The sequence below is a fragment of the Halovenus rubra genome (genome assembly GCF_026586665.1).
Lineage (GTDB): Archaea > Halobacteriota > Halobacteria > Halobacteriales > Haloarculaceae > Halovenus > Halovenus rubra.
In genome coordinates this window covers 399,472-424,209 of sequence record NZ_JAODIY010000001.1, presented here as the reverse complement: position 1 = coordinate 424,209, position 24,738 = coordinate 399,472, and the positions used below count along the sequence as shown (strand labels likewise).

Genomic DNA, 24,738 nt, shown 5'->3' with positions numbered 1-24,738 from the left:
TATAACAAGCCACAACGGTGAGACAGAGAGTAAGGCCACATGTTGAGAGGGGTCAGCAAAAGTCCGGTTCACTCAAATACCGTGAGGGACTACGCATCGGTGTGTCACGGCAGGTACCACGCGTCGATACGCTCTTTTTGCACGAGGCTAGCGATACCTATCGGCTCGTTGTCGAACGCGACGACGAGCGGATTCTCGGCGGGCGTCTGGAGGTCAAGGAGACGAATGCAGGCCCGAGGCCGGCTCGGCTCCGGGTTGTTGACGGGAGCGATGAACAACTCCATAGCCCTGACGAGTTCGTTAGCATGGCCCGTCGGGCGAACCGTATTCGTCTCTCCGAACAGACCTCGCGACAGGGGCGTGAGGAACTGCACGAACTACTCGACGCCTATCAACAGGAAGCAAAGGTTGTCCGTACCTGTCGTCTCTGTGCATCAAGTGGCAGATACTCACCGATTACCACCGAGACGGCAATTGAAACCGAGAACGATGAGTCAATCTGTCCGGACTGTGCCCGCGAGCAGTTGGACCGCGAACTCGCCTACAAGGGCCAGATATCCGGTACCGCACAGAACCGCCTCGAATCGCTTCTACTCGAAGTACAGGACCTAGAGCGCATCACGAACCTGCTCAAAGGGGATCTTGACCCTGAGCTTACGAAGTTCGACGAAATCAGTCCGACAGTCGAAGATGTCGACCCTGTTTCCGTTGACTCGCTCGACTTGCATCCAGGCATCCAATCGAAGCTACAAGGACGCTTTGACACTCTCTTACCGGTACAGAGTCTCGCTGTTGAGAACGGTGTAACCGCCGGCGACGACCAGCTTATCGTGAGTGCAACGGCAACCGGGAAGACACTCATCGGTGAGATGGCTGGTCTCGACAGAGCACTCAACGGGAAAGGCAAGATGCTTTTTCTCGTCCCGCTGGTCGCACTGGCAAACCAGAAGTACCACGAGTTTCAGGACCGCTACGGCGATATCGTTGATGTCACACTTCGTGTCGGTGCCAGCCGAGTCAACGATACCGGCCAACAATTTGACCCCACTGCAGATGTCATCGTCGGTACCTACGAAGGTATCGACCATTCTCTCCGAACAGACAAGAGTCTCGGCGATGTCGGCACGGTCGTCATCGACGAGGTACATACCCTCGGCGAAGGTGAGCGCGGACACCGACTTGACGGACTCATCACCCGGCTCAAACACTACTGCCGGGACCGAAACACGAACAGCGACACCCAGTGGATTTACCTCTCAGCGACAGTTGGGAACCCCGGGACACTGGCTAAGTCGCTGAAAACAACGCTCATTGAATTCGAAGAGCGTCCTGTCCCCATCGAGCGCCACGTCACGTTCGCTGACGGCAAAGAGAAAAGCCGCATCGAGAACAAACTTGTTCGGCGGGCGTTCGACCAGAAATCAAGTAAGGGGTACCGCGGTCAGACAATTATTTTCACCAATTCGCGTCGGCGCTGTCATGAAATCTCCCGAAAGCTAGAGTATTCCTCGGCACCGTACCATGCCGGGCTGGACAACAAACGTCGCAAGCGCGTCGAGCGACAGTTCGCTGACCAAGAGCTGTCGGCCGTTGTAACGACCGCCGCGCTTGCCGCCGGGGTCGACTTTCCTGCCTCACAGGTTATCTTTGACTCATTAGCAATGGGTATCGAGTGGCTCTCAGTACAGGAGTTCCACCAGATGCTCGGTCGTGCCGGTCGCCCTGACTACCACGACAAAGGAACAGTCTACGTACTGGTCGAACCCGACGGTGCCTACCATGGTAGCCAAGAAATGACCGAAGACGAGGTCGCATTCAAGCTACTAAAGGGCGAGATGGAGCCGGTGACTACCCGCTACGATGGAGCCGCCGCAGTCGCAGAAACACTGGCGAATATCACTGTCGCGGGCGACCGTGCAGGCGATCTCAACGAACGGATGGTCGGGGAGATACCGGCAAAGTACGCGCTGGGGAAGCTTCTAGAGTACGAGTTTATCGACGGCCTCGAACCGACAAGACTCGGGCGTGCAGTAACGAGTCACTTCCTCTCACCGGGGGATGCATTCGTTCTTCTCGATGGTATCCGTAAGGACGAAACGCCCTACGATATCGTTGCTCGGATGGAGCAAATCGACGACGAAGAGTGACTGGTCACTTCCTGAGGGCTGTAGCTACAATCGAGCCCGAAGACGGTACATGACGTTCACGCAAACTAACGCACGTTAGGACACACTCTGGATACTCGTGTCCGCTACTATTCTGCGGTGGTCGTTACGGTCGTCTCGAGGACCGTTATCTCCTCGTCAACAATGAGTGTCAGCTTGTCGTCGCCGGCTATAAAACTCACACTCGCCCGGAATGGGTCATTACTTGTGACCTGTGCGTGTTCTGTGCCAAAGGGTGTGAACTCCCAGATCGAGCGTCTCCGGATGTCGATACCGCGGTCGTAGTGGAAGCCGACGACTTCGGGGTGGGTGAGCAAGGAAAACGGTAATCCGCTCGTCGGCTCGCGCCCACACTGTAGGCACTCGTACTCCACGACAGGCATGTCGGAAACGTTGCCCAGTTGCTGGTCAACATCGTCGACAGAGGAGTCCCATAACGACGAGTCAGTGACATGGCAGGCGGTCCGTTCGACCGGTCCGTCACACTGCGCGCAAAACCCGGTATCAAGCCCCTTGATTGTCGTTCGGAGGTACTTACCGGCTACCGTTGGGATGTCTTCACGGTTACAGTTGACAAAAGTGCTGGGCGGGATGGGGAATTCCATCCGGACATCACACGTATCGCACTCGACGCGGGCTACTTCGTTCTCATAATAAAATGTCCGAGATCCATCGCAAGCCGGACACGGAGGGTCGATTGCTATCGGTTCCATCCGTCCCTTAGCTGTGTACGAGCCTGCCTCAATTGCGCCGTTTACCTGCCAGCCGGCTGCGGTGAGTTCGTACCCCTCCTCGGTCTTGGTGACAAATTGGCCGACAAGCTTGTCCAGGTGGTAGTTGAACTGTCCAGAATCCCTGATGTCGACGGCATCATGAAGCGCCGAGAACGTCATCAGGTCGTCACTGTTCCAGAGTGCCCGAAGGATATCAATTCGGTTGTCGTCTGATAGCAACGTGAAGACGTCCTCCGGTTCGTCGTGTTCGACGAACTGCGGATGGTCCATAGGGAAAGAATGTACAGCATCTCTCATAAATTTCGGGCACCACCGGAGACTTCCACAGACCGAAATCATCGAACGGTCAACAGGAGATCAACCGATAGCACAGGTTCATTGTCCTGAATATGGATCGTTACCTGCTGTCTGACGACACCCGTCGCCGTGGAATGGACGCTTTCTCACTTTGTGAGCCTCTCAGCTTCAGCGTGGACCGTATCGCCGATAGACACCGGCCTCACAAACCGAAGTTCGTCCGTCCCTGTGTCTGAAATCAATCGCTTAGCTCGACCGCCTCGTCGCCGCCTTTCATCTGCGGTCAGCTACTGTCGCTCCGTAGAACGACATTCGGTAGCTTCCGTCTACAGCAGTATCACAGTGGCGAGCGGACGGGTAACAGTAGTAGACACGAAACAATGGTGACGATGAAATCACAGCTATCAGCGACTGGCTCGTCGAGTGGCTCTGTGAGACACAAAACAAGTCGTCGCCAAACTGGTCTGCCGACAAGCAACGACGGTCTGCCAAGAGAACGGCTGCAAAATCCGCACTCATAAGCGACTGGGTATTTACCACCGCGAGAGGAAAACAACCGTATGGCCGGAGATGACGTTTCTGCTGGATTAGACGCTCACAGCTACCCACTGGACTCGATGCATCCGGACGGCGAGCAACTACCGGTTTTCGAGTCCAGCGCCACGAAAGGGGAGATCGTAGGGCTAGGCGAGGCGACTCACGGAACACACGAACTCTTTACGTTGAAACAGCGACTGCTTTGTCACCTCGTCGCCGAGTGTGGCTTTCGGACAGTCGCCTTCGAGACGGATTTCGTCAACACACTAGCACTTGACGAGTTTGTTCACCACGGCGTCGGCACGCCAGCAGACGCGCTCGACGATTTGATTCTTTGGGTCTGGAAAACCGAGACAATTCGGGACACTGTCGAGTGGCTCCGCACGTTCAATGTGGGGCGGCCACCCGAAGACAGGGTCCGCATCTACGGCGTCAGTCTTTCGAACCCGAGTGGCCCTGCTGACAGGCTCCGAACGGTTCTCTCAGACATCGACAGAGCAATTCCCGAGCAAGACAGACTAACCCGACTTGCAGACGAAGAGATACCAGACAACGGAGTTGCCCGTGATTCGTTTCTTGACAGTGGAATTACGGTTGCCGCGACTCTTCGGGACCACCTCAACGAGCACCGTGAGGAGTTCGTCGAGCAGTGGTCGGAACGGGGGTGGGAGACGGCGGTACACCTGTGTCGGCATCTTGAACAGAACTGCGAATGGAACCGGCTCCGACTCGCGACAGAGGGGTTCAACTCCGATGCCTTCGAGTGCCGTGACCAGTATATGGCAGAAAACGCAACCTGGTGTGTAGAAACCGACCCTGGAAACGGGGTTATCGTCTGGGCGCACAACACGCATATAAAGCGAGGGTCATTCGACATGGCCCACGAATGGGCAAGCGGAACGACGATGGGCGAGTTCCTCACCCGCGAGCATGGCTCAAGATACCATCCCTACGCGACCGACTTTGCCCACGGTGCGTATCGTGCGGTTGCCAACGCGGATACACCCCAAAACCGAGGTGTCCGGACAATAACTGCCATAGAACCGCCGACAGCGTCAGCAACCGCAGTTCTCGACAGCGTCGACACGCCAAACGCGTTTTTCAATATTGAGCGTGCCGCGGATGATAGTCGGCTCACATCGTGGGTCAAAAACCGACAGTTACGGGCCGTTTCAGCCGTGGTCGACCCGTCTGCAGGCCGTGAGCGGCGTATCATGGAAACAGACCTCGACGCGTCGTTCGACGGGTTGTTCGTCGCCGAGGAGACAACTCCGTCAATTCCACTTGACACAGTACCGTAAGTTGGTCAGACACCCATAGCACGCAGAGTCATGATGAGTCGATACGCGTTTAGCCCTCGCTCGTTGAGAAGGACATAATGAAAGTGACGTTCCTCGGGACCAGCGGCGCAGTTCCAACAACGGTACGCAACCCGAGCGGACTGCTTGTGGAACGAGAAGGTGACCGCCTGCTGTTTGACTGCGGCGAGGGGACCCAGCGCCAGATGATGCGTTACGGAACCGGCTTCGATATTGAACATATCTTTCTGACCCATATGCACGGCGACCATATCTTTGGACTGCCGGGACTCACACAAACATGGGATTTTCAGGACCGTGAGAAGCCACTAGCTATTCATGCGCCGACTGGGACTCGAAGCCGAGTTGAGCAACTGCTGTCGGCGACCGGTCAGAGCCCTTCCTACCCGATTCGGGTGACCCAAGTGTCGGCTGGGGATGTTGTCCTCGACTGCGAGGAGTATGAGGTACGCGCAATCCAGAACAACCATCGTACGAATGCTGTTGGGTACGCTCTCGTCGAGGACGACCGCAAAGGGGAATTCGACCGCGAGAAAGCAGAAAAGGAACTCGGGATACCACCGGGGCCGAAGTACTCGAAGCTCCACGATGGCACGGCAATTGAACACGATGGGCGAACCATTCAGCCCGAAGAAGTCGTCGGTTCACCACGCACCGGTCGGCGATTGGTTTACACCGGGGACACCCGACCGACCGACGGTATCGTGGATGCATCCACAGACGCCGACCTGCTCGTACACGACGGGACTTTTGGCAAAGAGCACCGCGAGCGAGCACTTAATACAGCCCATTCGACGGCTCGGGAGGCCGCACAGGTCGCCGATGATGCTGGTGTGAAACGCCTCGCGTTGACCCATATCTCGACGCGATACACGGGTCGTGTGGCTGAACTTGAATCCGAAGCGGCAGAACGGTTCGACGGGACGTTGTTCGTTGCCGATGACGGCATGCAGGTCACAGTACCGTACCCGGATTCCGACCGCGAGTTCGCAATCGAGCGGCTTGACTGAGCGGATACGTGGGTCAAAAGAGCGACGCAACCTGGTTTGCAAGCGTTTGAAAGGCTGCCGTTGCACATGCGTCAGCGTCGACAGCACGAACCGGGACACCTGACCGCTGTGCGCGACGGACGACCGCCGAGTCAGGTATCTGTGTAACGGGTCCCTCAAGTGTCGCTGCCAGCTGTCGAACGCGGGTGTCGGTAGCTGTTTGCTGTGATTCAACCCGATTAAGAACAATCCGTGCAAGCGGTGTCTCGACAGCCCGAGCGAGTTCTCGTGCTCGTAGGCTGTCAGCGACTGCTGGTCTGGTTGGCCGCGTCACCAGCACACATGCATCAGATGCGAGCAACGCCAGTCCCACATCGGCCCGTAGTCCTGCTGGCGAATCAATAACGACGGTGCCGTAGTGACGCTCAACGGTTGCGACCGTCTCGACAAGCGCCGTCTGGTCAGCCTTCCGGGCTCCCGCAAGCGAACGACCACAAGGCAACAACGCCACAGAGCCGTCTTCCGAGACGGCTTCAAGCGGCGTTGCCCGGCCAGCAAGCACATCGTGTAGGTCGGGACCGTGCCGTTGTGGTAAGTCTGCCATGCCGAGGTCGCCATCGACAACGACCGCGTCCAACTCCGCGCCGAGGTTGTACGCGACAGTCGACTTACCGACACCACCTTTTCCTCCAGTGACGGCGAGTTTCATACCACACGCTCGAGTGTTGATAACGGCAGTTCGACAGCCGATAGCTGGTCGGCGAGCGCTTCCGACCGGCGTTGGACCTCCTGAATGTGTTGTCTGTCGGCATCCAGCTGGGCCTGTAGCTCTCTGACAGCGCCGATGCCGCCGGCCTCATCTACCGCGGTCCGTATCTCGTCGGCGTCAGTTGTCTCAGCGAGTTGTTCGGTCGTCGCGACGCGCTTTTCGACTGCTTCGAACCACTCTATTGGTCCGTCTGTGTCGGTATCCGTTGTCGGTGTTACGCTGTCTTGTGTTGTCCCAGTGCCCGCAGTCGCCACTCTGCGGTCAACGTGTGGTCGCTCCGACATCGGAACAGTGCCAGATTCTTCGAGACTATTGGCTTGTTCTGGTTTCGAAAGCGTCTCCCGAGGTGGCCGAGAATCGCCGAGCGTCCGGACGATAGTTTCGGGTGTTACTGTCGGCTCCTGTGTAGGACTGCCCGTGTCTGTTATCTCCGCAGGCGGCTCTACGGGCGAAGCAGGGGTTGCGTATCCGACGACCAGCGGCTCACCACTGTGGACCGTTCCCTCGAATGAGCTGTCGTTCCAGCCGCGAGCAGGAACCCCCTGTTGTCGTGGGGGCCAGACCGGCTGGAGCCGGCTCTCGATTCGGACCTGCTTGGTCCGGTCACTACGCACCGAGAGTTCGACAAGTGTCACTGCTCCGGTGTCTTCGAGTTGCCAGTCGAGCGTCGCCATAGGCAGTCTGGTCTCGGCACCGTACTTAAATGTGGATAACAGAGGTGTCGAGCCACTCGCTTGCCTTAGATGGGGATTCAAACCAGTCAATAGCGAGCACCACCGGTGCGGATAGATTCCCAAGATGACCAACCGCAAGCGCCGCCGGAACCGGCTCCACATCGAACGGAGACCTTATTGGAGTCGATAGCGCATCGCTGAGCTGGTCGGCCATCATCTCTGAGAGTGTCGTGAGTGTCTCGCTGAACTCATCACGGAGCTGGTCCACAAGATAGGCGTGTGCTTCCCGTTCGTAGTTCGCTACCCGGTCCTGCAGGCGAAATCGTTGCTCCCGATTGTCTAGTTGAGCGCGGCGCTGCTCGCGTGCGCTGGTGTACGCTTGCTCAGCCGCGATGGCCGCTGTTTCGGCCTCAGAAAGGTACTGAAGCGCAGCCGCTAGTCGAGAGTTCGCTTCGTCGGTCGCCAGCCCGTTTTCTTCGCACTCCCGGACTCGACCGCGTGCCTCCGCAGCGCGCACTCGCGCTTGCTCGACGGTTTCCTCTGTCCCAGCCATTACCTCTCGATGCTGTCTGAGTGATATGCTCTCGACACACACGTCTGTGAGTTTTGCTCGGGCTGCCTCTAGGTCTTCGTCGTATGGTGTCGTCATTCCGCGTGTCCGTGCCGCTCGTGCGAGTGCTGTCTTTGTTTGAACTCCCATTCCGGGGTAGAGACAGCCGACAGCCTCATGTAACAGCGATGGGGTAGGACAGGAGACTTCGATTCGGTCGTCGGCGTCAGTACTCTCTGTACGAACCGCGTCAGCCACCGTCGTTGCCGTAACTTCTGGCTCGATTGATACTACCTCCCCACACCGGACAACATCGCCAACCCGGCAAATCATAACGACTGCTCTTTCATCTCGGCTGACGTGGGGTGGTCGGTTTCTGAGCGAAATTGCTTGTATGGCAGAGATGGCGTCTCGCGCGACTCGTAGTCGGTCGCTGCCTCTCTGACAGCCGGGCGAACAGCGTCGAACTCGTTGAACGGAGCAGTCCGTTCGACCTGAATGTCGCCGCCGTGTTTCACACGGAGACGGGTTGCCAGAAACGCACCAAACTCGGTCTCCTCAAGCAACACGACCCGCCCGAATCGCCGGACAACACTCTCTTCGTGGCCTCGGCAAATGTTTCGGAGCGTTTGCCGTGCTTCTCGGGAGTAAGCAATGACGAGCAACACACCAGATGATGGTGGCTGTCACTCACGTAAACGTATCTATATATCGTCAGGTCGTTACTCGGATACGCACGAAAAACGCTAGTCTGTTGGTTCCAAGAGCTCTCGCGTGCGAACGGTTGTTTCACCTTCAAGCGAAACTTTCGCGTCGAAAAGCGACGTGATGGAGGCGACATCTTGGTCGTCATGTGCGTTCGGGTCGATGTGGAAGTGTGAACTTGCACCGGCAGCATGTATCTGACCAGTGATTGCGTGCAAGAACTCGTAGGCGGTTGTAACGTCAACGTACTGGAGCATCGATGTAACCGAGTCAAAACAGACGTACACCGAGTCATCCCACCGCGAGAGGAACTGGCCGATAGCGATTCCAAGTCCAGTCAAGTCGCTAGCGGTTGAAACTGATTCCGTGACGACACCGTCAATGCTAGCGGCGTTGTCGCCAACAGTGATGACGCCAACATTCTCACTGTGGTCGTGGCCGTCAAGTTGATTGAGACAAGCCGCTGGCGAGCGCGTATATGTGACAAACAATACACTTGGATTTGACTGCTGTCCGGCCAGCAACGAGGTACAGACATCTCGGCCCTGTGCCATCGGTGGCTCTGCGAGCAGCACGTTCGTCGTCCCGTCGAGTTGTTCGTATATATCCATCGTCGCCTCCCTACTGTTGTTAACTACCACGGCCTCGGGTTATAAACCGCTTTGTCTTCGGTATGAGAAACCGCGACCCCGATGGGTCGGGGAACTCCCACTCGCAGTTTAGAACTCAACGTCAACCTCAGCATCCTCGGTCGCGTCGTCGAGACCGTCACGTTGTGTTTCTGCCGCAAGTTGTGTACTCAGGTCGATGTCAGTGAGACACTCCTCGAAGGTTGTCCGAAAGCGGTGGCTGGCCCGTCGTCCCCGGTCAGTAGCGTCGATGACCGCAGTTGCTCGTTTGATATCTGTCTGTGCAAACTCAGTCTCTTCGAGTAGCTGTGCCGTCTCCTCGGTCGTCCGCTCACGGAGGCGTTTGAGCTGTTGTTCTTCGATTTCGGTACCGACTGGGTCCGCATCGCGGACGAGGTGAAGCGCCATTCGGGCCTCGAAAACAGTTGCCGGCGTGACCGAGAGCCTTTCGCCTATCGCCTCGTCGTCATCTCCATCATAGAACGCTTCGACAAGTTGGGCGCGGTCCGCAACTGAGAGGTCGGGAGTGAATCCAAACCGCTCATCCATCTTCTCGATAGTGTCGACGAGTCGCTCCTCATCAACCTCGCCGGTATCAGCGACCGACCCGCGAGAAGCCTCCTGTGACTCCGTTACTGTCTCGTCGTCGGCAACATCGAGAAAGATGTCACGGAGTTCCTCCGTCTTTTCGTCCATATGACCGGGAATTCTGTTGGTCGGACATAAAAACCTAACTCTCGGTATCACGCAACGGACACTCGTCCCAACGCAAAAAAACCCAACAGCCATGGAGAAAAGGTTTAAGCAGATTGCATTCCCGGACATATATAGCATGAGCACCACGCCCACACGCAAAACATTCTGGCAGATAAGCTCGGTCGGGGAGGTTATCTTTTACTTCCTGACGGCAGTCACAGTACTCGTTTTCATTTATGGCCTCTACAGCCGCTTTGCACGCTATGCACAAGGAAAAGAAGACCCGTTCCCACGTCTCAACAACGTTGGGACGCGTATTTCGGAGGCAACGCGCATCGCCTTCTCAAACGAAAAGCAGTTCGACCGCGACCTCGTCGGCGGGCTGATGCACTCGTTTATTCTCTGGGGCTTCCTGACGCTGTTGATTGGAACGACCATTCTGTCTGTCGACAAGTACGCATACAAACCCTTCACGAACAGTTCCTTCTACGTCGGCGACTTCTTCCTCTCGTATTCGTTCGTGATGGACCTGATGGGACTGCTCTTTGTTGCTGGCATCTCGATTGCAATTTATCGGCGCTACGTCGTTCGGAACGAACGGCTCTGGGGCAAACATACGGGCTATGAAGACGACCTGTTCATCTGGTCGCTGTTCGTGCTAGGCGTTGGCGGCTTCGCGCTCGAATCCGTCCGCGTTCTCGGCTGGCAGGGCGGCCCACAGGACTTCGAACAAGCGAGTTTCGTCGCCTACTTCCTCGCAAACAGCTACGATTGGCTCGGTGTTACGGCAAGCCAGGCCGAAGCGTTCTATCCGGTCGTTTGGTGGAGCCACTCGATAGTGGCACTGTGGTTCATCGCATGGATTCCCTACGCCAAACCGTTCCACATGCTCTCGTCGTTTGCCAACGTTGTCACACGAGACCCCAAGGCTGGTGCTCGACTCCCCGGCGTCCCAGCCGACCCTACGGCCGATACCGCAACCGAAGAGATAGACGACTTCAGTTGGAAGCAGATTCTCGACCAAGACGCCTGTACAAAATGTGGGCGCTGTTCGTCAGTCTGTCCGGCTAAAGCGTCCGGTCGGCCACTTGACCCCCGTGATGTCATTCTCGACTTGAAGACCTACCGCGAGGACCGTGACGCCGGCGGCGAAGACGTTCCTATTATCACTGACGGCGGAACAAGCGTCATCGACAGTTCGACTATGGAGTCTTGTATGTCCTGTATGGCCTGTATGGACGCTTGTCCAGTCGAAATTGAGCATCTTACTCACTTTACCGATATGAACCGACAGCTTGTCGAGCAGGCTGATGTCGACTCGAACGCTCAAGACATCTTCCAAAACGTAATGCAACAGGGCAATACATTCGGCAACCCGGCACGCAACCGACCTGACTGGACCGATGACCTTGAGTTTGAAATTCCCGACGCCCGCGAAGAGCCAGTTGAGTTCCTCTGGTATGTCGGTGACTACCCGAGCTACGACGAGCGCAATCAAGAGGTTGCAAAAAGCCTTGCACGTATCTTCGAGGCCGCAGACGTGCAGTACGGCATCCTCTACGAGGATGAAGTCTATGACGCCAACGATGTGCGTCGGATGGGAGAGGAGCTACTGTACGTCGATCAAGCCTCCCAACTCATCGGTGCGTTTGAGAACTGCGAGTTCGAGACTATCGTCTGTACGGACCCCCACTCGTTTAACACTATCACGAACGAGTATTCTGAAATCGACTTCGGCGAATACGCCGACGACCCGATGATGGAAGTGCCCGTCGAGGGCTACTGGAACGCTGACGGGAGCTACGACGTGAAACACTACACGCAAGTGGTCGCCAGCCTCGCCGAGTCCGGGACGCTTGACGTGCCGGGGGCGCTTGAGTATACCGTCACCTACCATGACCCCTGTCACCTCGGCCGGTACAACGATGTGTTCGAGGCACCCCGAGAGTTGGTCGTCGAAACGGGTTGTGACCTTCACGAGATGCCACGCAACCGCGCCGACTCCTTTTGCTGTGGCGGCGGTGGCGGCGGTCTCTGGATGGACTACGATGAAGACCCCAAACCGAGTGAGGAACGGCTACGGGAAGCACTCGAAGACACTGACGCCGGCGACGCCGTCGAGAAGTTCGTCGTTGCCTGCCCAATGTGTATGACGATGTACGAAGACGGCCGCAAGACCGGTGGGTTCGAGGAAGACATCGAGGTCGTCGGTCTAACAGAACTGCTCGCGGAGTCACTCGAAGAAGCCGTCTAACGCGGTATTTTACCTCTGTGAGCGTGTCATAGAATCATTCGCAGTAACTCAGTAGATGGTTAGAACTCCAGTTTTTCTCGCCCAGAGAGTTACAGGCAGTGACACTGTCAAAATGGTATTTATATGATGAACTAGAACTTTTGTATATGTCAGACCAGTCTTCTAAAGCGTCGACCGGCCTCGTTAGCACAGAGACCAAGACTACAGCATTCTTCGTCATAGTAGCTCTCCCATCGCTGTACGGTACAACAACTGTAACTGACAGACAATGGATTCACTTCGCTGTGTTGCTTGGCGTTGGTATTATTATACCGACACTCATCAACGAATGGCGGAACTAATCTGATGGCACATCCAACGCACGCGATTGTAACACCGTGAGAGTTGTTCTATGGTACGCTCTCTGTTCTTCAGCGTAGCGACCGGAACTCACCAGACGCAGTATCTGACGCTACCTGCATCCGCCCGTCAATCTCTGAGTCGATTCCCTGTTCGCGGGCGTGCCCGACGAGCGCATCGTGCTGTGAGCCGTGGTCAACCTCAATGCATTCCTCTGTGAGCACCGGGTAGAGACCGTCGCTGATGAACTCAAGAGAGGGTGCGGCGACGGTGTACGACTCGGTAGCGTCGGGCCGTTCGCCGTCGACAGTTGCTTCGAGGAGTTCGAGGCCGTCGTCGTCACGTCGCCACGAGAGCGTCGCCCCGCTAACGTGACCGTACACCTCGGCGTCGAGTTCCAGAAACTCCGGGGAGGCGAGACTCTCGAACAGCGCCACTAGTTCGTCGCCGTCGAGGCAGGTCGAGTGGAGGTCGTTGTCGAACGGCGTGGTCGAACGTACGTCGCCGACCGACACTGTCTCTTCGAGGGGCGGCCCGCTCCGTAACATCAGCGGATGGACAACAGCAACGTCGGCGTCGGCAGCCCACCGAATCGAGTCGACAACGAAATTGCCGATGGGCGTCTCCGGGTATCGGTCGTTGCGGTCCCGACCAACTGGGGAATCAACGTCCGTGAGCATCTCGTTCAGTCCCAGCTCAGTGAACAGCTCCCGGTATGTTCCGGCCACGTCCTCGGCGACGGGGTACTCGGTAACGTCGTGGAGCGTAGCCGTCGCCCCCTCACCCGTGAGTTCGGCCTCGGTGAGTCGTTCGCCGCGCTCGCCGGGATGAGCGACCGGTGTTTCTGCGACGGTATCAGCCCGGCGCTCGTGGTCGTGGCCGCCCAGCACCATGTCGACGCGGTCGATTCGGGCGATGTCGTCGTCCCGGGAGCCGGCGTGAGAGAGGACAACCACATAGTCGAGGTCGGACGGCAGGTCGGCGACGGCGTCCTCGGCGGCGGCCACGGGGTCGGTCACGGTCAACTCGCCCGACGTGACGTGGTCAGCGAGCGTCCCGGGGTCGGTTACGCCGACAAACCCGACGCGCTCGGTCCCGACCGTGGTGACCGCCGTCGCGCGAACGCCAAGATCATGAGCGACCGGTCGGTCGCCGTCAGCGAGGTTGGCGATGAGCCATGTCTGGGGGGACTCGGCGGCGATATCCCGGAATCTGTCGACGCCGCTGTCGAAATCGTGGTTGCCGGGCACCGAGAAATCGGGGTCGGCGGCCTCGAAAAATCGGTGGGCGTGCTCGCCGCCGGTCTCTATCGAGAGCAGTCCCGGCGAGGTGGTGTCGCCCGTCCCGCAGACGAGCGTCCGGTCATCCCGGTGGTCGCGGAGACAGCGGGTGAGGCGGCCGATGCGCTGGGGGTCGTCAGTTGCGTTTTCGATATCCGAATAGTGGAGGATGCGAACGGACATAGATGAGCAGGGTTGTTGGCAGTCAGTACCACACCGGCCGGTAAAAGTTTCGTGGAACCGTCTCAGAACTGGGTGACCTTGGACTGGATACGGCCATCGTCGACCGTCTCCTCCTCACCGGAGAAATACCGTGCGAGTTCGGCCTGAGACACCTCGTCACTCTGTTGAAGGTAGGCCATTTCGGTCAACGACAGCGTCTCGCCGGCACGGAGTTTCCGGAGGAGTTCGTCAGCCGAGAGCGTATGAAAGGTTAGGTCGAGGTCGACAGTCGCGGCCCGGTCATTTCCCGCCTCCGCGACGTTGACTGCCTCGGCGAGCGCATCCTCGAAGTCGATGCCAGTCTCTTCGATACCCTGGTAGAGAAACGCCAGCGCGGAGACGAGCGCGTCGTATGCCTCCTTGCCCTCGTCGCCAAGTCGTTTCTCGAAGACAAGTCCGCGGTCCCGGTCCGCAAGTTGCTCAACCAACAACTCGAAGTCGTAGGTCGACTCGTACAGTCGGTCACGAATCCGCGCTCGGGCGTTGCGTTCGGCCTGTACGCTCGAAAACTCTGCCTCACCGTGCAGGTACTCCCTGTCCGACGGACTCAATATGCCGCGGTCTCTGTCATCAGACATAACCTATTATAGATTATTTATCTAACCCGTATATAAATTTCTAACCTAATATCGGTTATCTACCAGATGAGTTCGATAATAGTTAACCGGTTCGCAAAAAGAGACGAGGTATGTTCACGGCGACTATCGACGCGAAGGCGTTTCGGAACGTACTGGAATCTGTTGGCGTTCTAGTTGAGGAGTGTCGGGTCCATATCGACAGTGACGGGATGCGGTTTCGGGCGGCCGACCCCGCGCTGGTCGCGCTGGTCGACCTGACCCTCGACGCCGAGCACTTCGAACACTACGAGGCCAGGGAGACAGTTCTAGGCGTGAATATCGAACGACTGACAGAGATTTTAAGCGTCGCTGAATCGGGAGATTCCATCCAGATGGAACTTGACATATCCTCACACAAACTTACCGTTGAGGTCGGGACACTCTCATACACACTGGGGCTGCTCGACCCGGACTCAATTCGGGACGAACCTGACCTTCCCGACCTCGAACCCCCTGCAACGGTGACGCTGAAAGGATACCACATCGACCGAGGTGTGAAGGCTGCAGAGATGGTTTCGAACCACCTTCGGCTCGCCGTCGACGAGGATGAAGAGACATTTGCTATCGAGGCAGAGGGCGACACTGATGACGTGGCTGTCGAGCTTGGACGCGAGGAGGTAACGTCGCTCGCTCCTGGCTCTGCCGATTCACTGTATTCATTGGAGTATCTCACCGCAATCAATCGTGTGATTCCCAACGACGAACCTGTCACGCTTGAACTCGGTGAAGAGTTTCTTGCTGGGCTTGAGTTCGAAGTTCCCGAGGCAAAACAGTCTGTCTCCTATCGGATTGCGCCACGCATGCAGTACGCGTAAAAAGAGAAGAGAAAAACTGAAAGCGACAGCAGTTAGTCGTCAGCAGGCGCAGCGCCGCCGTCTTCGTGCTGCTGTTTGACGTAGGATAGTTTGCCACCAGCAGCGAGGATGTCGCGCTCACGCTCGGAGGCATCGAGAACGCCCGTTGCTTCCCAGTCGTCGTTTACGCGGATAGTAAACTCTTCTTTGCCCGACCGGACAGCGTCGGCGACGTTATCGACGACTTCGATATCGTCACCTTGGTCGATGTTCTCGTAGGCGTCTTCCTCAATCTCTAGTGGCAAGACACCGAAGTTGAAGAGATTCGCCTTGTGAATCCGGGCGAAGCTCTGTGCGAGAACTCCCTCGATACCGAGGAACATCGGACACAGGGCTGCGTGCTCACGAGAGGAACCCTGTCCGTAATTCTCGCCGGCGACAAGGAAGCCGCCGTCGGCGTTGAGTGCGCGGTCTGCAAACGTGTCGTCGACACGCGAGAGCGTAAACTCGGACAGTTTGGGGATGTTCGACCGGTACATCAGGATGTCCTGAGTCGCCGGGATAATGTGGTCGGTCGTGATGTTGTCGCCCATCCGAAGGAGAGTTGACCCTTCGATGTCCGCACCAAGCGGGTCTTTCAGCGGCACGTCGCCGATGTTCGGTCCTTTGATGAGGTCGTCGTCAACAGCCTCGTCGGGGTCGATGATGTCGTGTTCGGCCCCCTCGAAGCTGTCGGGCATCTCGAACCCAGGATCTTCGAGATCTTCGTCGAGGTCGCGCGGATCGACGATTTCACCAGCAAGCGCGGAGGCTGCGGCAACTTCAGGTGAGCAGAGATAGACGTTGTCGTCTTCGATACCCGAGCGCCCCTCGAAGTTACGATTGAACGTCCGCAGTGAAATCGAATCGGAGCCTGGGACGTGTCCAATACCGATACAGGCTCCACAGGTTGCTTCGGAGAAATTGACGCCAGCGGCCATTAGCTCGGCCGTCCAACCCTCTCGAGCGAGCATCTCGCTTGCCTTCTTCGATCCGGGAGCAACAATCATCTCCGTAGAGAGGTTGATGCTACGCCCTTCGAGCATCTTTGCGACAGGCAGGATGTCCTCGTATGCGCCGTTGGTACAGGAGCCGACCATAACCTGGTCGACATCAGCACCGGCGGCCTCGCGAACAGGGACGACGTTGTCGGGCATCGACGGCTCGGCGATGAGCGGTTCAAGGTCCGAGAGGTCGATAGTAATCGAGTCGTGGTAGTCAGCATCGTCGTCAGGCTGGAGTGGGTCGTACTCCTCGCCACGACCAACGCGGTTGAGGTAATCTTTGGTCTGCTCGTCGGCAGGGAAGATACTCGACGTCGCGCCGAGTTCGGTTCCCATGTTGGTAATAGTCATCCGCTCGGGCGCGCTGAGTGACTCGACACCCGGTCCGGTGTACTCGAATATTTTGCCGACGCCGCCCTTGACGGAGAGACGACGGAGCATTTCGAGGATGATGTCTTTGGCAGTGCCCCACTCCGGAAGTTCGCCTTCAAGCCGGACCTCGACAACTTCGGGCATCTCGATGTAGTATGCACCGCCACCCATGGCGACGGCAACATCGAGTCCGCCAGACCCGATTGCGAGCTGGCCGAGCCCCCCGGGGGTCGGCGTATGAGAGTCAGACCCAAGCAGGGTCTTTCCCGGTGCAGCGAAGTTCTCGCGGTGGACGTTGTGACAGATTCCGTTGCCCGGTCGGGAAAAGTACGCTCCGAACGTTCCTGCGGCCGAGCGGAGGAATCGGTGGTCGTCCGTATTCTTAAAGTCGAACTGGTACGTCTGGTGGTCACAGTACTGGGCGGCAAGCTCAGTCTGGACGTTGTCGAGGCCGAGTGCCTCAAACTGAAGCCAGACCAGCGTCCCAGTCGTGTCCTGTGTGAGTACCTGGTCAATCTCGATACCGATTTCCTCGCCAGGTTCGAGGTCGCCCTCAACGAGGTGGTCATCGAGTATTTTTTCGGTGACTGTCTTTCCCATAGCAACTCTAACTCGGCTAGCCACGGACATAAAAGATGTTATACGGTCGCCCCCCAGTCGACGTATGTTCAGAAGCGGTCAGTTTGTCGCTGAACAGTTCGGTGACCTGCGTGACTCTCAGGTACAACCCAATGGTGTCGATCTTACGTTTGATGCAGTCTTTGAACAGACAGAACCAGGCCGCATCGAACAAGGGGACAAGGTTGTCGGCGAGCGCAACGAACTCGACGCTACTGACGGAGTCTATCACCTAGAGCCGGGCGGTTACGTTGTCCGCTACGGCGAGCAAATACAGATTCCTGCAGGGCATGTCGGCTTTCTCTACCCGCGCTCGTCGCTCTTGCGTAACTCCTGTATGCTCGATACAGCCGTCTGGGATGCCGGGTACAAGGGTCGCGGTGAAGGACTACTCGAAGTATACCACGACATCGAACTCGAACGTGGTGCAAGAATCGCACAGCTTGTGCTCTCGAAGGCAAACCACAGTGAACGGTACGACGGCTCGTATCAAAATGAAAATATGTAATAAAGAATGTTAGTACGACAATGACAACCATATATAAGAGAAAGAACATATACTAACGTCCAGAATAATCGGAGCTGTCCCCCTAATAATATCTCGTCTATACTTCAATATCACGTAAAAAATATACATACAGAGTTGTACATTGATAGTCAGGTGTATACTATTTTAGCTAAAGACCAGTACAATTAAATAGGCGGGTTTAGAATCCTTATATAGCCGCGTTGGGGAAGGAAACCCGGACCGTGCCTCTGACAACACTTGACCGGACCCCAGCCGGCAACTACGGGTAGCCACAGCTTGGGGTCACCCAAGCATGGGGGTGGTACCCGTTCCTATATTTGCTCGTCGAGACGTATCGCTGTCATCTCGCCGACGCCGTCGACAGTTTGGAGCTCCGTCATAGAAGCCTCACGGATAGTGTCAATGCTACCAAACCGCCGGAGCAAACGGGTCCGCGTCTCTGGCCCAACACCAGCAACCTCGTCCAGTGGCGTCGACACATCGTCACGGAGTGTTTCGTGATACTGGACCGCAAACCGATGAGCTTCGTCTCGCACCCGCTGGAGCAGGTGTAACTTCGGGTCGTCACCAGACCAGTTGTACGTTCTATCGGCCGTTACCACGCGTTCCTCAGCTTTGGCCAACGCAATTGCTGGAACCTGCCAGTCAGCACTCCGGAGTGCATCGCGTGTGGCGTCAAGTTGACCACGACCGCCATCAATGAGCAATAGGTCCGGTTCAGGGCGGTCGTCACGGCCCTCAATCGCGCGGGTCACTCGCCACGAGACCAGCTTATGCATATTGTCGTAGTCGTCGTTTTGCTCGGGAAGTTTGCGGCGGCGGTAGTCGCGTTTTTCCGGCGTTCCGTCGACAAAGACGACGTTACTGCCGACGACGTTTGTTCCCTGAGTATGGCTCACGTCGAACCCTTCGATACGCGTTGCCGAATCGAGGCCAAGTGCAGAGGCGACTGCGACGCTCTCGTTGCGCTCTCGCTCCGGGCGACTAGCGTTTTTTATCGCGAGGTCGACCAGCGTTGCTTCCCGCCCAGCGCCGGGCACACGAAGCTCCACGCCAACACCGTCTAGCCAGGACGCAATATCGTCACCTGCTGGGTGTTCCGGACAGAGGATGACCTCTGGCAGCTCAGTCGACGCATAGTACTGGGGGAGAAAAGCCCCAAGAACCGCCGCTGGGTCGGTGATTGTCTCGGGGGCATCGAGCGTGTGCTGTTCTCGGCCGACGAGTTGCCCGCGCTCGGCCCTGAGCACGGCGACAGTCGGTGCGTTACCAGCGAGTGAAACGCCGATAACGTCAGTTCGCTGTCGCTCACTGGCAGCGGTGCTGACTGCGCTTGCACTGGTAGCCTGAAAGCTCTCGACAGCCGAAAGCATGTCACGGAGGTTGGCAGCCCGCTCAAATCGCTCGTCCTGTGCGGCTGTATCCATCTGGCGACGGAGCGGGTCCGTAAGAAGCCCAGTTTCGCCGCGAAAAAATCGTTCGACCGCCTCGATGTCGCTAATATACTGTTTGTGGTCGATTTCATTGGTACAGGGTGCACTGCACAGCCCGATATCGTGGTCTAGACAGGGCCGGTCTCGACTGTCGTATTTGTGGTCCGAACAGCCCCGCACACCGTAGACTTCCCGCAACGATTTCACGACCGTCTCGACCTGCCCCCTGTCGGTAAACGGCCCGAAGACAGTCGACCCCGAGTTGGGATCACGACTGACGCGGATTTGTGGGAATGTGTGGGCCGTCAACTCGACGAGCGGGTAGGATTTGTCGTCTTTCAGCCGGACGTTGTACCGCGGCCGGTGGCGCTTAATTAGGTTCGCTTCGAGTAACAGCGCCTGTGACTCCGTTTCAGTGACTGCAACGTCGATTTCCTCGGCCCGAGAGACCATCTGTCGGATGCGTTTACTCCTTGGGCCGTTTAGGACATCGTCGTTTGGGCGGTTTGTGTCGGCGTCTCCGCCTCGGTGGTCGGTGTACGAACGGACACGGCTCCGCAAATCAACTGCTTTCCCGACGTACAGTACCCGGTCGCCATCGAGGAACTGGTAGACGCCCGGCTCGGTCGGGAGGTCGTTTGCGCGCTGGCGAACCGCCTCGGCATCCATCATACGGAGATACGGCTCGATACCTATGACGCCGTCGGTCTTTGAAACAGCGGTAGGTTGGTCTTGTATTCGTCTCCTAGTCGGTCGCTCCGTCGTCGATGAACCCAGTATCGTCCGCGACCGTCTCGTCGGTGACTCTATCGCTACTGGCTGAGCTATGTCCTGTCTTCGATGGCGTGTCCGTGCCACTCTCAGTGTCCTCGCGTGGGTCGGGGAGAATCGCCTCTTCAAGCTGGTATGCAACGTCGCTTGCAGCCTCCGGACGGGGGAGATGAACATCATCGTTGTCACCTGCCTGTTCGAGAACGAGCGTCGGCGTCCGAAGATACCAGTAGACGCCAAGGAGGACAGTCGCAAGCAACAGGCCGAGCGCACCAATGTTCAACAGCAACGTGTCGAGGTTCATCAACAGCGAGAACATCGACCGAGTCGCATCCATGAACCCACCGAGGCCAAAGTCACTACTTGCCGTGGTATCGAGTTCGAGGCTGTCGCCAAAGATTGATTCCGGATCAAAAAGCACGCCAGCAACCACAAGAACAGCTCCAATGACACCAATCAGCAGTCCGCGCCGAAGCACGTTCGCTGGCGCGAGCGCGCTGGTGGTGACACTGGTGACGTTAGGTCGGTCAGCCTGCTGGAAGTTTTCTCCATCGAGTTGTGGCGTAAACGTGAGAACACGGTGGCTCGTTACGACGACGCGTGCGGCCCTGATGTCGATGTTTTTTCGCACAGTCTCCCCGTCATAGAGCAGGTCGTCCACTCGACGCTGCCAGCGAGACATATACACCTATACGTGACCCCCCATCAAGAACGCTCGGGTGTCCCAACTCGGAGGATACAACAGAATGGACCGAAAAGAGGGCGGTATGAGCGAAGAGACGACCCAAACGTGGCTCGTCGAGCGGAGTTACGGACAGACCGAGGACCTCGTCACGCTAGTGTACGCGACAAAGGATGGCAAGCGACACGTGAAACAGCAACTCTCTCACCAGATGCTATTCGACAAAGAGATTACCGCCGGCCGGACAGTTCAGGTCGACCGCCTAGAGCGTGTTGCTGATGAAGCAACTCACGAGCGGTATCACGAGGAGGCAGTTCGAATGGTCGAAAATCACGACCCTGACGAAGCAGTGTAGCGCCTGTCAAAAAGGCAACGAGCAGTCAGTCGATAGCAATGCCGTGTTGGTCCAGTAACGCGACAAGTTCGTCTTCGGAGAGAGTAGCAACATTGTGCTCGGCGGCGTTGTCACGCTTTCGCTGGCCGGGGTTCGAGCCGACAATGAGGTAGTCCGTGTTCCCTGAAACGCTGCTGGTCGCGGCACCGCCATTACGCTCGACTAGTTCCTGTGCCTCGCTTCGAGTACACGTATCGAGGGAGCCGGTAAAGACAAACGTCAGCCCGTCGAGTTCGTCACCGCCGGTCGTCTCGACAGGCTGTGGGTCGATATGGTCAAGCAGTCGGTCGATAACGGCGATGTTCTCTTCGGTCTCGAAGAACTCTCGAATAGCCGTCGCGACTTTCGGTCCTACATCGGGAACTGTCTGTAGTTCCTCCTCGCTGGCGGCACGAACGGCCGCGAACGTCTCGAAGTGTGTCGCTAACTCTCTTGCCGTTGTTGTGCCAACCTCTGGAACTCCAAGTGCCGTCAGGAAATCTGCAAGCGGTGGCTCTCGGGTTCTCCCAAGTTCCGAGACGAGGTTCTCAGCACTCGTCTCGCCCCACCCCTCAAGACCGGTGAGGTCCGCAGCTGTCAGTTGATAGAGGTCTGCGAGGTCGTCGACCAATCCGCTATCGACAAGTTGGGCAACCCCTTCCTCACCGAGGCCTTCGATATCCATCGCCTCCCGGGTCGCGTAGTACTGGATTGCCTGCTCGCGCTGTGCCGGACAGCCAAGACCTGCCGGACAGAACGCCATCGGGCCGTCGCGCTCGATTGTCGTCTCACAGGCCGGACACACCTCAGGGAACGAATACTGACCCGCATGTTCGCTGTCGATGACCGCAGTGACGTCGGGAATCACATCACCAGCGCGTTCGATTGCCACCACGTCTCCCACGTCCAGCCCGAGCCGATCGATTTCGGCGGGATTGTGAAGACTGGCTCGTGAGACAGTGACGCCGCCCACCTCGACTGGGTCGAGTAACGCAACCGGGGTGAGCCGCCCGGTTCGACCGACCTGAACAACGATATCACGGACAGTTGTCTGCTCGCTGCGGGCCGGGAACTTGTAGGCAAAGGCCCAGCGTGGAGCACGGGCAGTCGAGCCGAGTCGGTCACAGGCGTTGCGGTCATCAACTGTGAGGACTGTCCCATCAATCTCGTAGTTGAGTTCCTCGCGGCGGTCAAGCAGGTCATCTCGGTAGGCCAGTGCTTCGTCGATGTCGGCGACGACTTCTGCCTCGTCTGTCACGCGCAGCCCCCACTCAGGGAACCGGTCGTACAGCTCGCTGTGTGTTTCAAGCTCGACTGTCGATTCGAGCACCGAAAAGAAAAACACCGAAAGGGGTCGCTCGGCGACAACCGAGGGGTCGAGCTGGCGCAGTGTTCCTGCTGCGGCGTTTCGTGGGTTGGCAAACGGGTCCTCGCCGCGCTCAACGCGCTCGCGGTTGTGTTGCTGAAACCCCTCGCGTGGCATGTACACCTCGCCCCGCACTGCGAGAACATCGGGAAACTCCCCGCGCAGTTGCTGGGGGACGCTCGGAATCGTCCGAACCTGCTCGGTCACGTCATCACCCTGTTGCCCGTCGCCTCGGGTCGCGGCGCGTTGGTAGACGCCGTCCTCGTAGACGACTTCGAGCGAGAGGCCGTCGAACTTTGGCTCACAGAGATACGATATCTCGTCGCCATCGAGTGCCTCGTGGACCCGTCGGTCAAACTCTCGGGCGTCACTCGCCTCGCCACTCTGGTCGAGTGAGCGCATCGGTGCGACGTGGTCGACAGTCTCCAGTTCCGAGAGAGGGACCCCGCCGACACGCCGTGTTGGGCTTGTCTCCGTATCAAGCTCAAAGGCAGCTTCGAGCGTTTCAAGTCGGGAGAACAGGGCGTCGTACGTCCGGTCGCCGATGACGGGGTCCGCGAGCACGTAATACCGGTGGTCGTGGTATCTGAGTGCCTCACGGAGTGTTGCTGCCTGTTCGCGCGCCGCCGCCTCTGTCAGTTCGTCCACCGGCTCGAAGTCGGTATCCGGGTCAGTGACATACAGGTTGTCAGCCGGGGGCTGCTCACTCGCATCCATCGTCGGTGTGTTTGTCCCCGCTGTCTAAAATGTCGGTGACTCTCAACCGAAGTTGTCGTCTGTCAGTGACAGCTCAGGGCAAAGTTGAGACGAGGGGCTCAAAGCCCGGCGACGTCCTCGATAGCGTCGGTAAGTTCCTTGATACTCTCGACTGTATGTTCACCCATGTGGCCGATTCGGAACGTCTTCTGGCCCAGTTTCGAACCGTAGCCGTCCGAGAAGACCATATCGTACTCTTTGGAGACTGTCTCGATAGTGTCTGCAACGTCAATGCCCTGCGTGTTCTCGACACAGGTCACCGTCTGCGAACGGTGTCCTGTCTCGGCGAAGAGACCGAACTGTTCGCGTGCCCAGTCGCGGGTGTATTCGGCCATCTCGCGGTGGCGCTTGTCGCGGGCTTTATGACCCTCCTCAAGCATATGTTTCATCTGTTTTCGGTAAGCGAGCATGAGCGGGATGGCAGGCGTCGAGTGTGTCTGTCCCTTGCGGTCGTAGTACTCCAGCGTCCGTTCGAACCCGCCGTACCACGACGCCGACTCTTTGCTCAGTTCCCGCTCGTAGGCCGCGTCGCTGACGGTACAGACTGCAAGCCCCGGTGGCATGGCGAAGGCCTTCTGTGTAGAGGTGAAGATAGCATCGATGCCATGTTTTTCAATGTCGATTGAATCGCCACCCAGACATGAGATAGCGTCGACGATAAAGTACGTGTCTGGATACTCGGAAATGACATCGCCAATCGCCTCGATTGGGTTACGTACGCCCGTCGACGTTTCGTTCATCACAGTTCCGACAGCGTCGTACTCACCAGTTTCAAGCGCGTCACGGATATCCTCAGGTTTGACTGCTTGCCCCCAGTCGTACTCGATTCGGTCGACATCTTTGCCAAGTCGCTCAGCAACGTTTGCCTGCCGTTCGCTGAACGAGCCAGCCGTCGGCACGAGCATCCGCTCGTCGACTAGATTGAGTGTGGTTGCTTCCCAGAACTCAGTGCCAGAGGCCGTCAGTACGATGACGTTCTGGTCTGTGTCGAGGAATGTTTTCGTGTCCTCGACGATTGTCGTGTAGAGATCTGTCATCCGGTCCATCCGGTGGCCAAACATCGGCTGGGCCATCGCCTCAATGACATCTTCACGGACTTCGGTCGGTCCCGGGAGATACAGCGTCTTGTCGGGGTAGTCGTCAGTGTACTCTTGTTTCTTGGTCACCCAAACCACCTGTTATGCTGTATCACTCGACGGGGGGGTATGGGCGTTGCGGTCTGGCC

22 protein-coding genes are annotated in these 24,738 nt (G+C 57.5%); 8 read left to right on the top strand and 14 right to left on the bottom strand.

Annotation, left to right across the window (positions count from 1 at the left end):
• Positions 1 to 101: 101 nt before the first annotated feature.
• Positions 102 to 2,147, top strand: coding sequence for a DEAD/DEAH box helicase (locus N5098_RS02075; protein WP_267636026.1), 2,046 nt, complete (start codon positions 102 to 104; stop codon positions 2,145 to 2,147).
• 107 nt (positions 2,148 to 2,254) lie between these two features.
• Here the strand turns inward: N5098_RS02075 and N5098_RS02070 are convergent, their stop codons facing one another.
• Complete coding sequence (locus tag N5098_RS02070) at positions 2,255 to 3,169, bottom strand: winged helix-turn-helix domain-containing protein (RefSeq protein ID WP_267636025.1); 915 nt, start codon at positions 3,167 to 3,169, stop codon at positions 2,255 to 2,257.
• Between the two features lie 587 nt (positions 3,170 to 3,756).
• On the opposite strand from N5098_RS02070, the gene N5098_RS02065 reads away from it, so the two are divergent.
• Together N5098_RS02065 and rnz are read left to right on the top strand one after the other, a co-directional pair.
• Positions 3,757 to 5,034, top strand: a complete 1,278-nt coding sequence (locus N5098_RS02065; RefSeq protein WP_267636023.1) for an erythromycin esterase family protein — start codon at positions 3,757 to 3,759, stop codon at positions 5,032 to 5,034.
• A gap of 77 nt (positions 5,035 to 5,111) precedes the next feature.
• Positions 5,112 to 6,062 (top strand): ribonuclease Z, encoded by a 951-nt coding sequence (gene rnz / locus N5098_RS02060; protein ID WP_267636022.1) that lies wholly within the window; start codon positions 5,112 to 5,114, stop codon positions 6,060 to 6,062.
• A 13-nt stretch (positions 6,063 to 6,075) separates the two neighbouring features.
• Here the strand turns inward: rnz and N5098_RS02055 are convergent, their stop codons facing one another.
• The 6 genes from N5098_RS02055 to N5098_RS02030 form a co-directional block, all read right to left on the bottom strand.
• Positions 6,076 to 6,750 carry a MinD/ParA family ATP-binding protein gene (locus N5098_RS02055; protein WP_267636021.1) on the bottom strand — a complete coding sequence of 225 codons (675 nt, stop codon included), beginning with the start codon at positions 6,748 to 6,750 and terminating at the stop codon, positions 6,076 to 6,078.
• Entirely contained in the window at positions 6,747 to 7,484 is a 738-nt protein-coding gene (locus tag N5098_RS02050) for a DUF7857 domain-containing protein (RefSeq protein WP_267636020.1), read from the bottom strand. The genes N5098_RS02055 and N5098_RS02050 overlap by 4 nt, the downstream gene beginning before the upstream one ends.
• A gap of 25 nt (positions 7,485 to 7,509) precedes the next feature.
• Entirely contained in the window at positions 7,510 to 8,367 is an 858-nt protein-coding gene (locus N5098_RS02045; RefSeq protein WP_267636018.1) for a DUF7856 family protein, read from the bottom strand.
• Positions 8,364 to 8,702 carry a DUF7855 family protein gene (locus tag N5098_RS02040; protein ID WP_267636017.1) on the bottom strand — a complete coding sequence of 113 codons (339 nt, stop codon included), beginning with the start codon at positions 8,700 to 8,702 and terminating at the stop codon, positions 8,364 to 8,366. The genes N5098_RS02045 and N5098_RS02040 overlap by 4 nt, the downstream gene beginning before the upstream one ends.
• A gap of 78 nt (positions 8,703 to 8,780) precedes the next feature.
• Entirely contained in the window at positions 8,781 to 9,350 is a 570-nt protein-coding gene (locus tag N5098_RS02035) for a DUF7504 family protein (protein ID WP_267636016.1), read from the bottom strand.
• Between the two features lie 108 nt (positions 9,351 to 9,458).
• Positions 9,459 to 10,064 (bottom strand): hypothetical protein, encoded by a 606-nt coding sequence (locus tag N5098_RS02030; protein WP_267636015.1) that lies wholly within the window; start codon positions 10,062 to 10,064, stop codon positions 9,459 to 9,461.
• A 136-nt stretch (positions 10,065 to 10,200) separates the two neighbouring features.
• On the opposite strand from N5098_RS02030, the gene N5098_RS02025 reads away from it, so the two are divergent.
• Positions 10,201 to 12,318: a (Fe-S)-binding protein gene (locus N5098_RS02025; protein ID WP_267636014.1), complete on the top strand. Its 2,118-nt coding sequence runs from the start codon at positions 10,201 to 10,203 to the stop codon at positions 12,316 to 12,318.
• 146 nt (positions 12,319 to 12,464) lie between these two features.
• On the top strand, positions 12,465 to 12,659 hold the full coding sequence (locus tag N5098_RS02020; RefSeq protein ID WP_267636012.1) for a DUF7987 family protein: 195 nt from the start codon (positions 12,465 to 12,467) through the stop codon (positions 12,657 to 12,659).
• 69 nt (positions 12,660 to 12,728) lie between these two features.
• On the opposite strand, the gene N5098_RS02015 is transcribed toward N5098_RS02020, so the two are convergent.
• A complete protein-coding gene (locus N5098_RS02015) occupies positions 12,729 to 14,120 on the bottom strand; it encodes a bifunctional metallophosphatase/5'-nucleotidase (protein WP_267636011.1) in 1,392 nt (463 codons plus the stop codon).
• Positions 14,121 to 14,182: 62 nt separating this feature from the next.
• The gene (locus tag N5098_RS02010; RefSeq protein WP_267636010.1) at positions 14,183 to 14,737 is read right to left on the bottom strand and encodes a DUF8102 family protein; all 555 of its coding nucleotides are present in this window, start codon (positions 14,735 to 14,737) and stop codon (positions 14,183 to 14,185) included.
• Positions 14,738 to 14,847: 110 nt separating this feature from the next.
• Between N5098_RS02010 and N5098_RS02005 the strand changes: the two genes are divergently transcribed.
• On the top strand, positions 14,848 to 15,591 hold the full coding sequence (locus tag N5098_RS02005; protein ID WP_267636009.1) for a DNA polymerase sliding clamp: 744 nt from the start codon (positions 14,848 to 14,850) through the stop codon (positions 15,589 to 15,591).
• Positions 15,592 to 15,623: 32 nt separating this feature from the next.
• Here the strand turns inward: N5098_RS02005 and N5098_RS02000 are convergent, their stop codons facing one another.
• Positions 15,624 to 17,585, bottom strand: a complete 1,962-nt coding sequence (locus tag N5098_RS02000) for an aconitate hydratase (protein WP_267636008.1) — start codon at positions 17,583 to 17,585, stop codon at positions 15,624 to 15,626.
• A gap of 64 nt (positions 17,586 to 17,649) precedes the next feature.
• Here N5098_RS02000 and N5098_RS01995 point away from each other — a divergent pair, with 64 nt between their 5' ends.
• Entirely contained in the window at positions 17,650 to 18,111 is a 462-nt protein-coding gene (locus N5098_RS01995) for a deoxyuridine 5'-triphosphate nucleotidohydrolase (protein ID WP_267636007.1), read from the top strand.
• A 332-nt stretch (positions 18,112 to 18,443) separates the two neighbouring features.
• Here N5098_RS01995 and N5098_RS01990 read toward each other — a convergent pair whose 3' ends face one another.
• Together N5098_RS01990 and N5098_RS01985 are read right to left on the bottom strand one after the other, a co-directional pair.
• Entirely contained in the window at positions 18,444 to 20,234 is a 1,791-nt protein-coding gene (locus N5098_RS01990; protein WP_267636081.1) for an excinuclease ABC subunit C, read from the bottom strand.
• 76 nt (positions 20,235 to 20,310) lie between these two features.
• On the bottom strand, positions 20,311 to 21,018 hold the full coding sequence (locus tag N5098_RS01985) for a hypothetical protein (protein ID WP_267636006.1): 708 nt from the start codon (positions 21,016 to 21,018) through the stop codon (positions 20,311 to 20,313).
• 64 nt (positions 21,019 to 21,082) lie between these two features.
• On the opposite strand from N5098_RS01985, the gene N5098_RS01980 reads away from it, so the two are divergent.
• Positions 21,083 to 21,373: a DUF7967 family protein gene (locus N5098_RS01980; RefSeq protein WP_267636005.1), complete on the top strand. Its 291-nt coding sequence runs from the start codon at positions 21,083 to 21,085 to the stop codon at positions 21,371 to 21,373.
• Between the two features lie 25 nt (positions 21,374 to 21,398).
• Here N5098_RS01980 and ligA read toward each other — a convergent pair whose 3' ends face one another.
• Together ligA and N5098_RS01970 are read right to left on the bottom strand one after the other, a co-directional pair.
• On the bottom strand, positions 21,399 to 23,474 hold the full coding sequence (gene ligA, locus N5098_RS01975; RefSeq protein ID WP_267636004.1) for an NAD-dependent DNA ligase LigA: 2,076 nt from the start codon (positions 23,472 to 23,474) through the stop codon (positions 21,399 to 21,401).
• Between the two features lie 98 nt (positions 23,475 to 23,572).
• Entirely contained in the window at positions 23,573 to 24,679 is a 1,107-nt protein-coding gene (locus N5098_RS01970; RefSeq protein ID WP_267636003.1) for a pyridoxal-phosphate-dependent aminotransferase family protein, read from the bottom strand.
• Positions 24,680 to 24,738 lie beyond the last annotated feature (59 nt).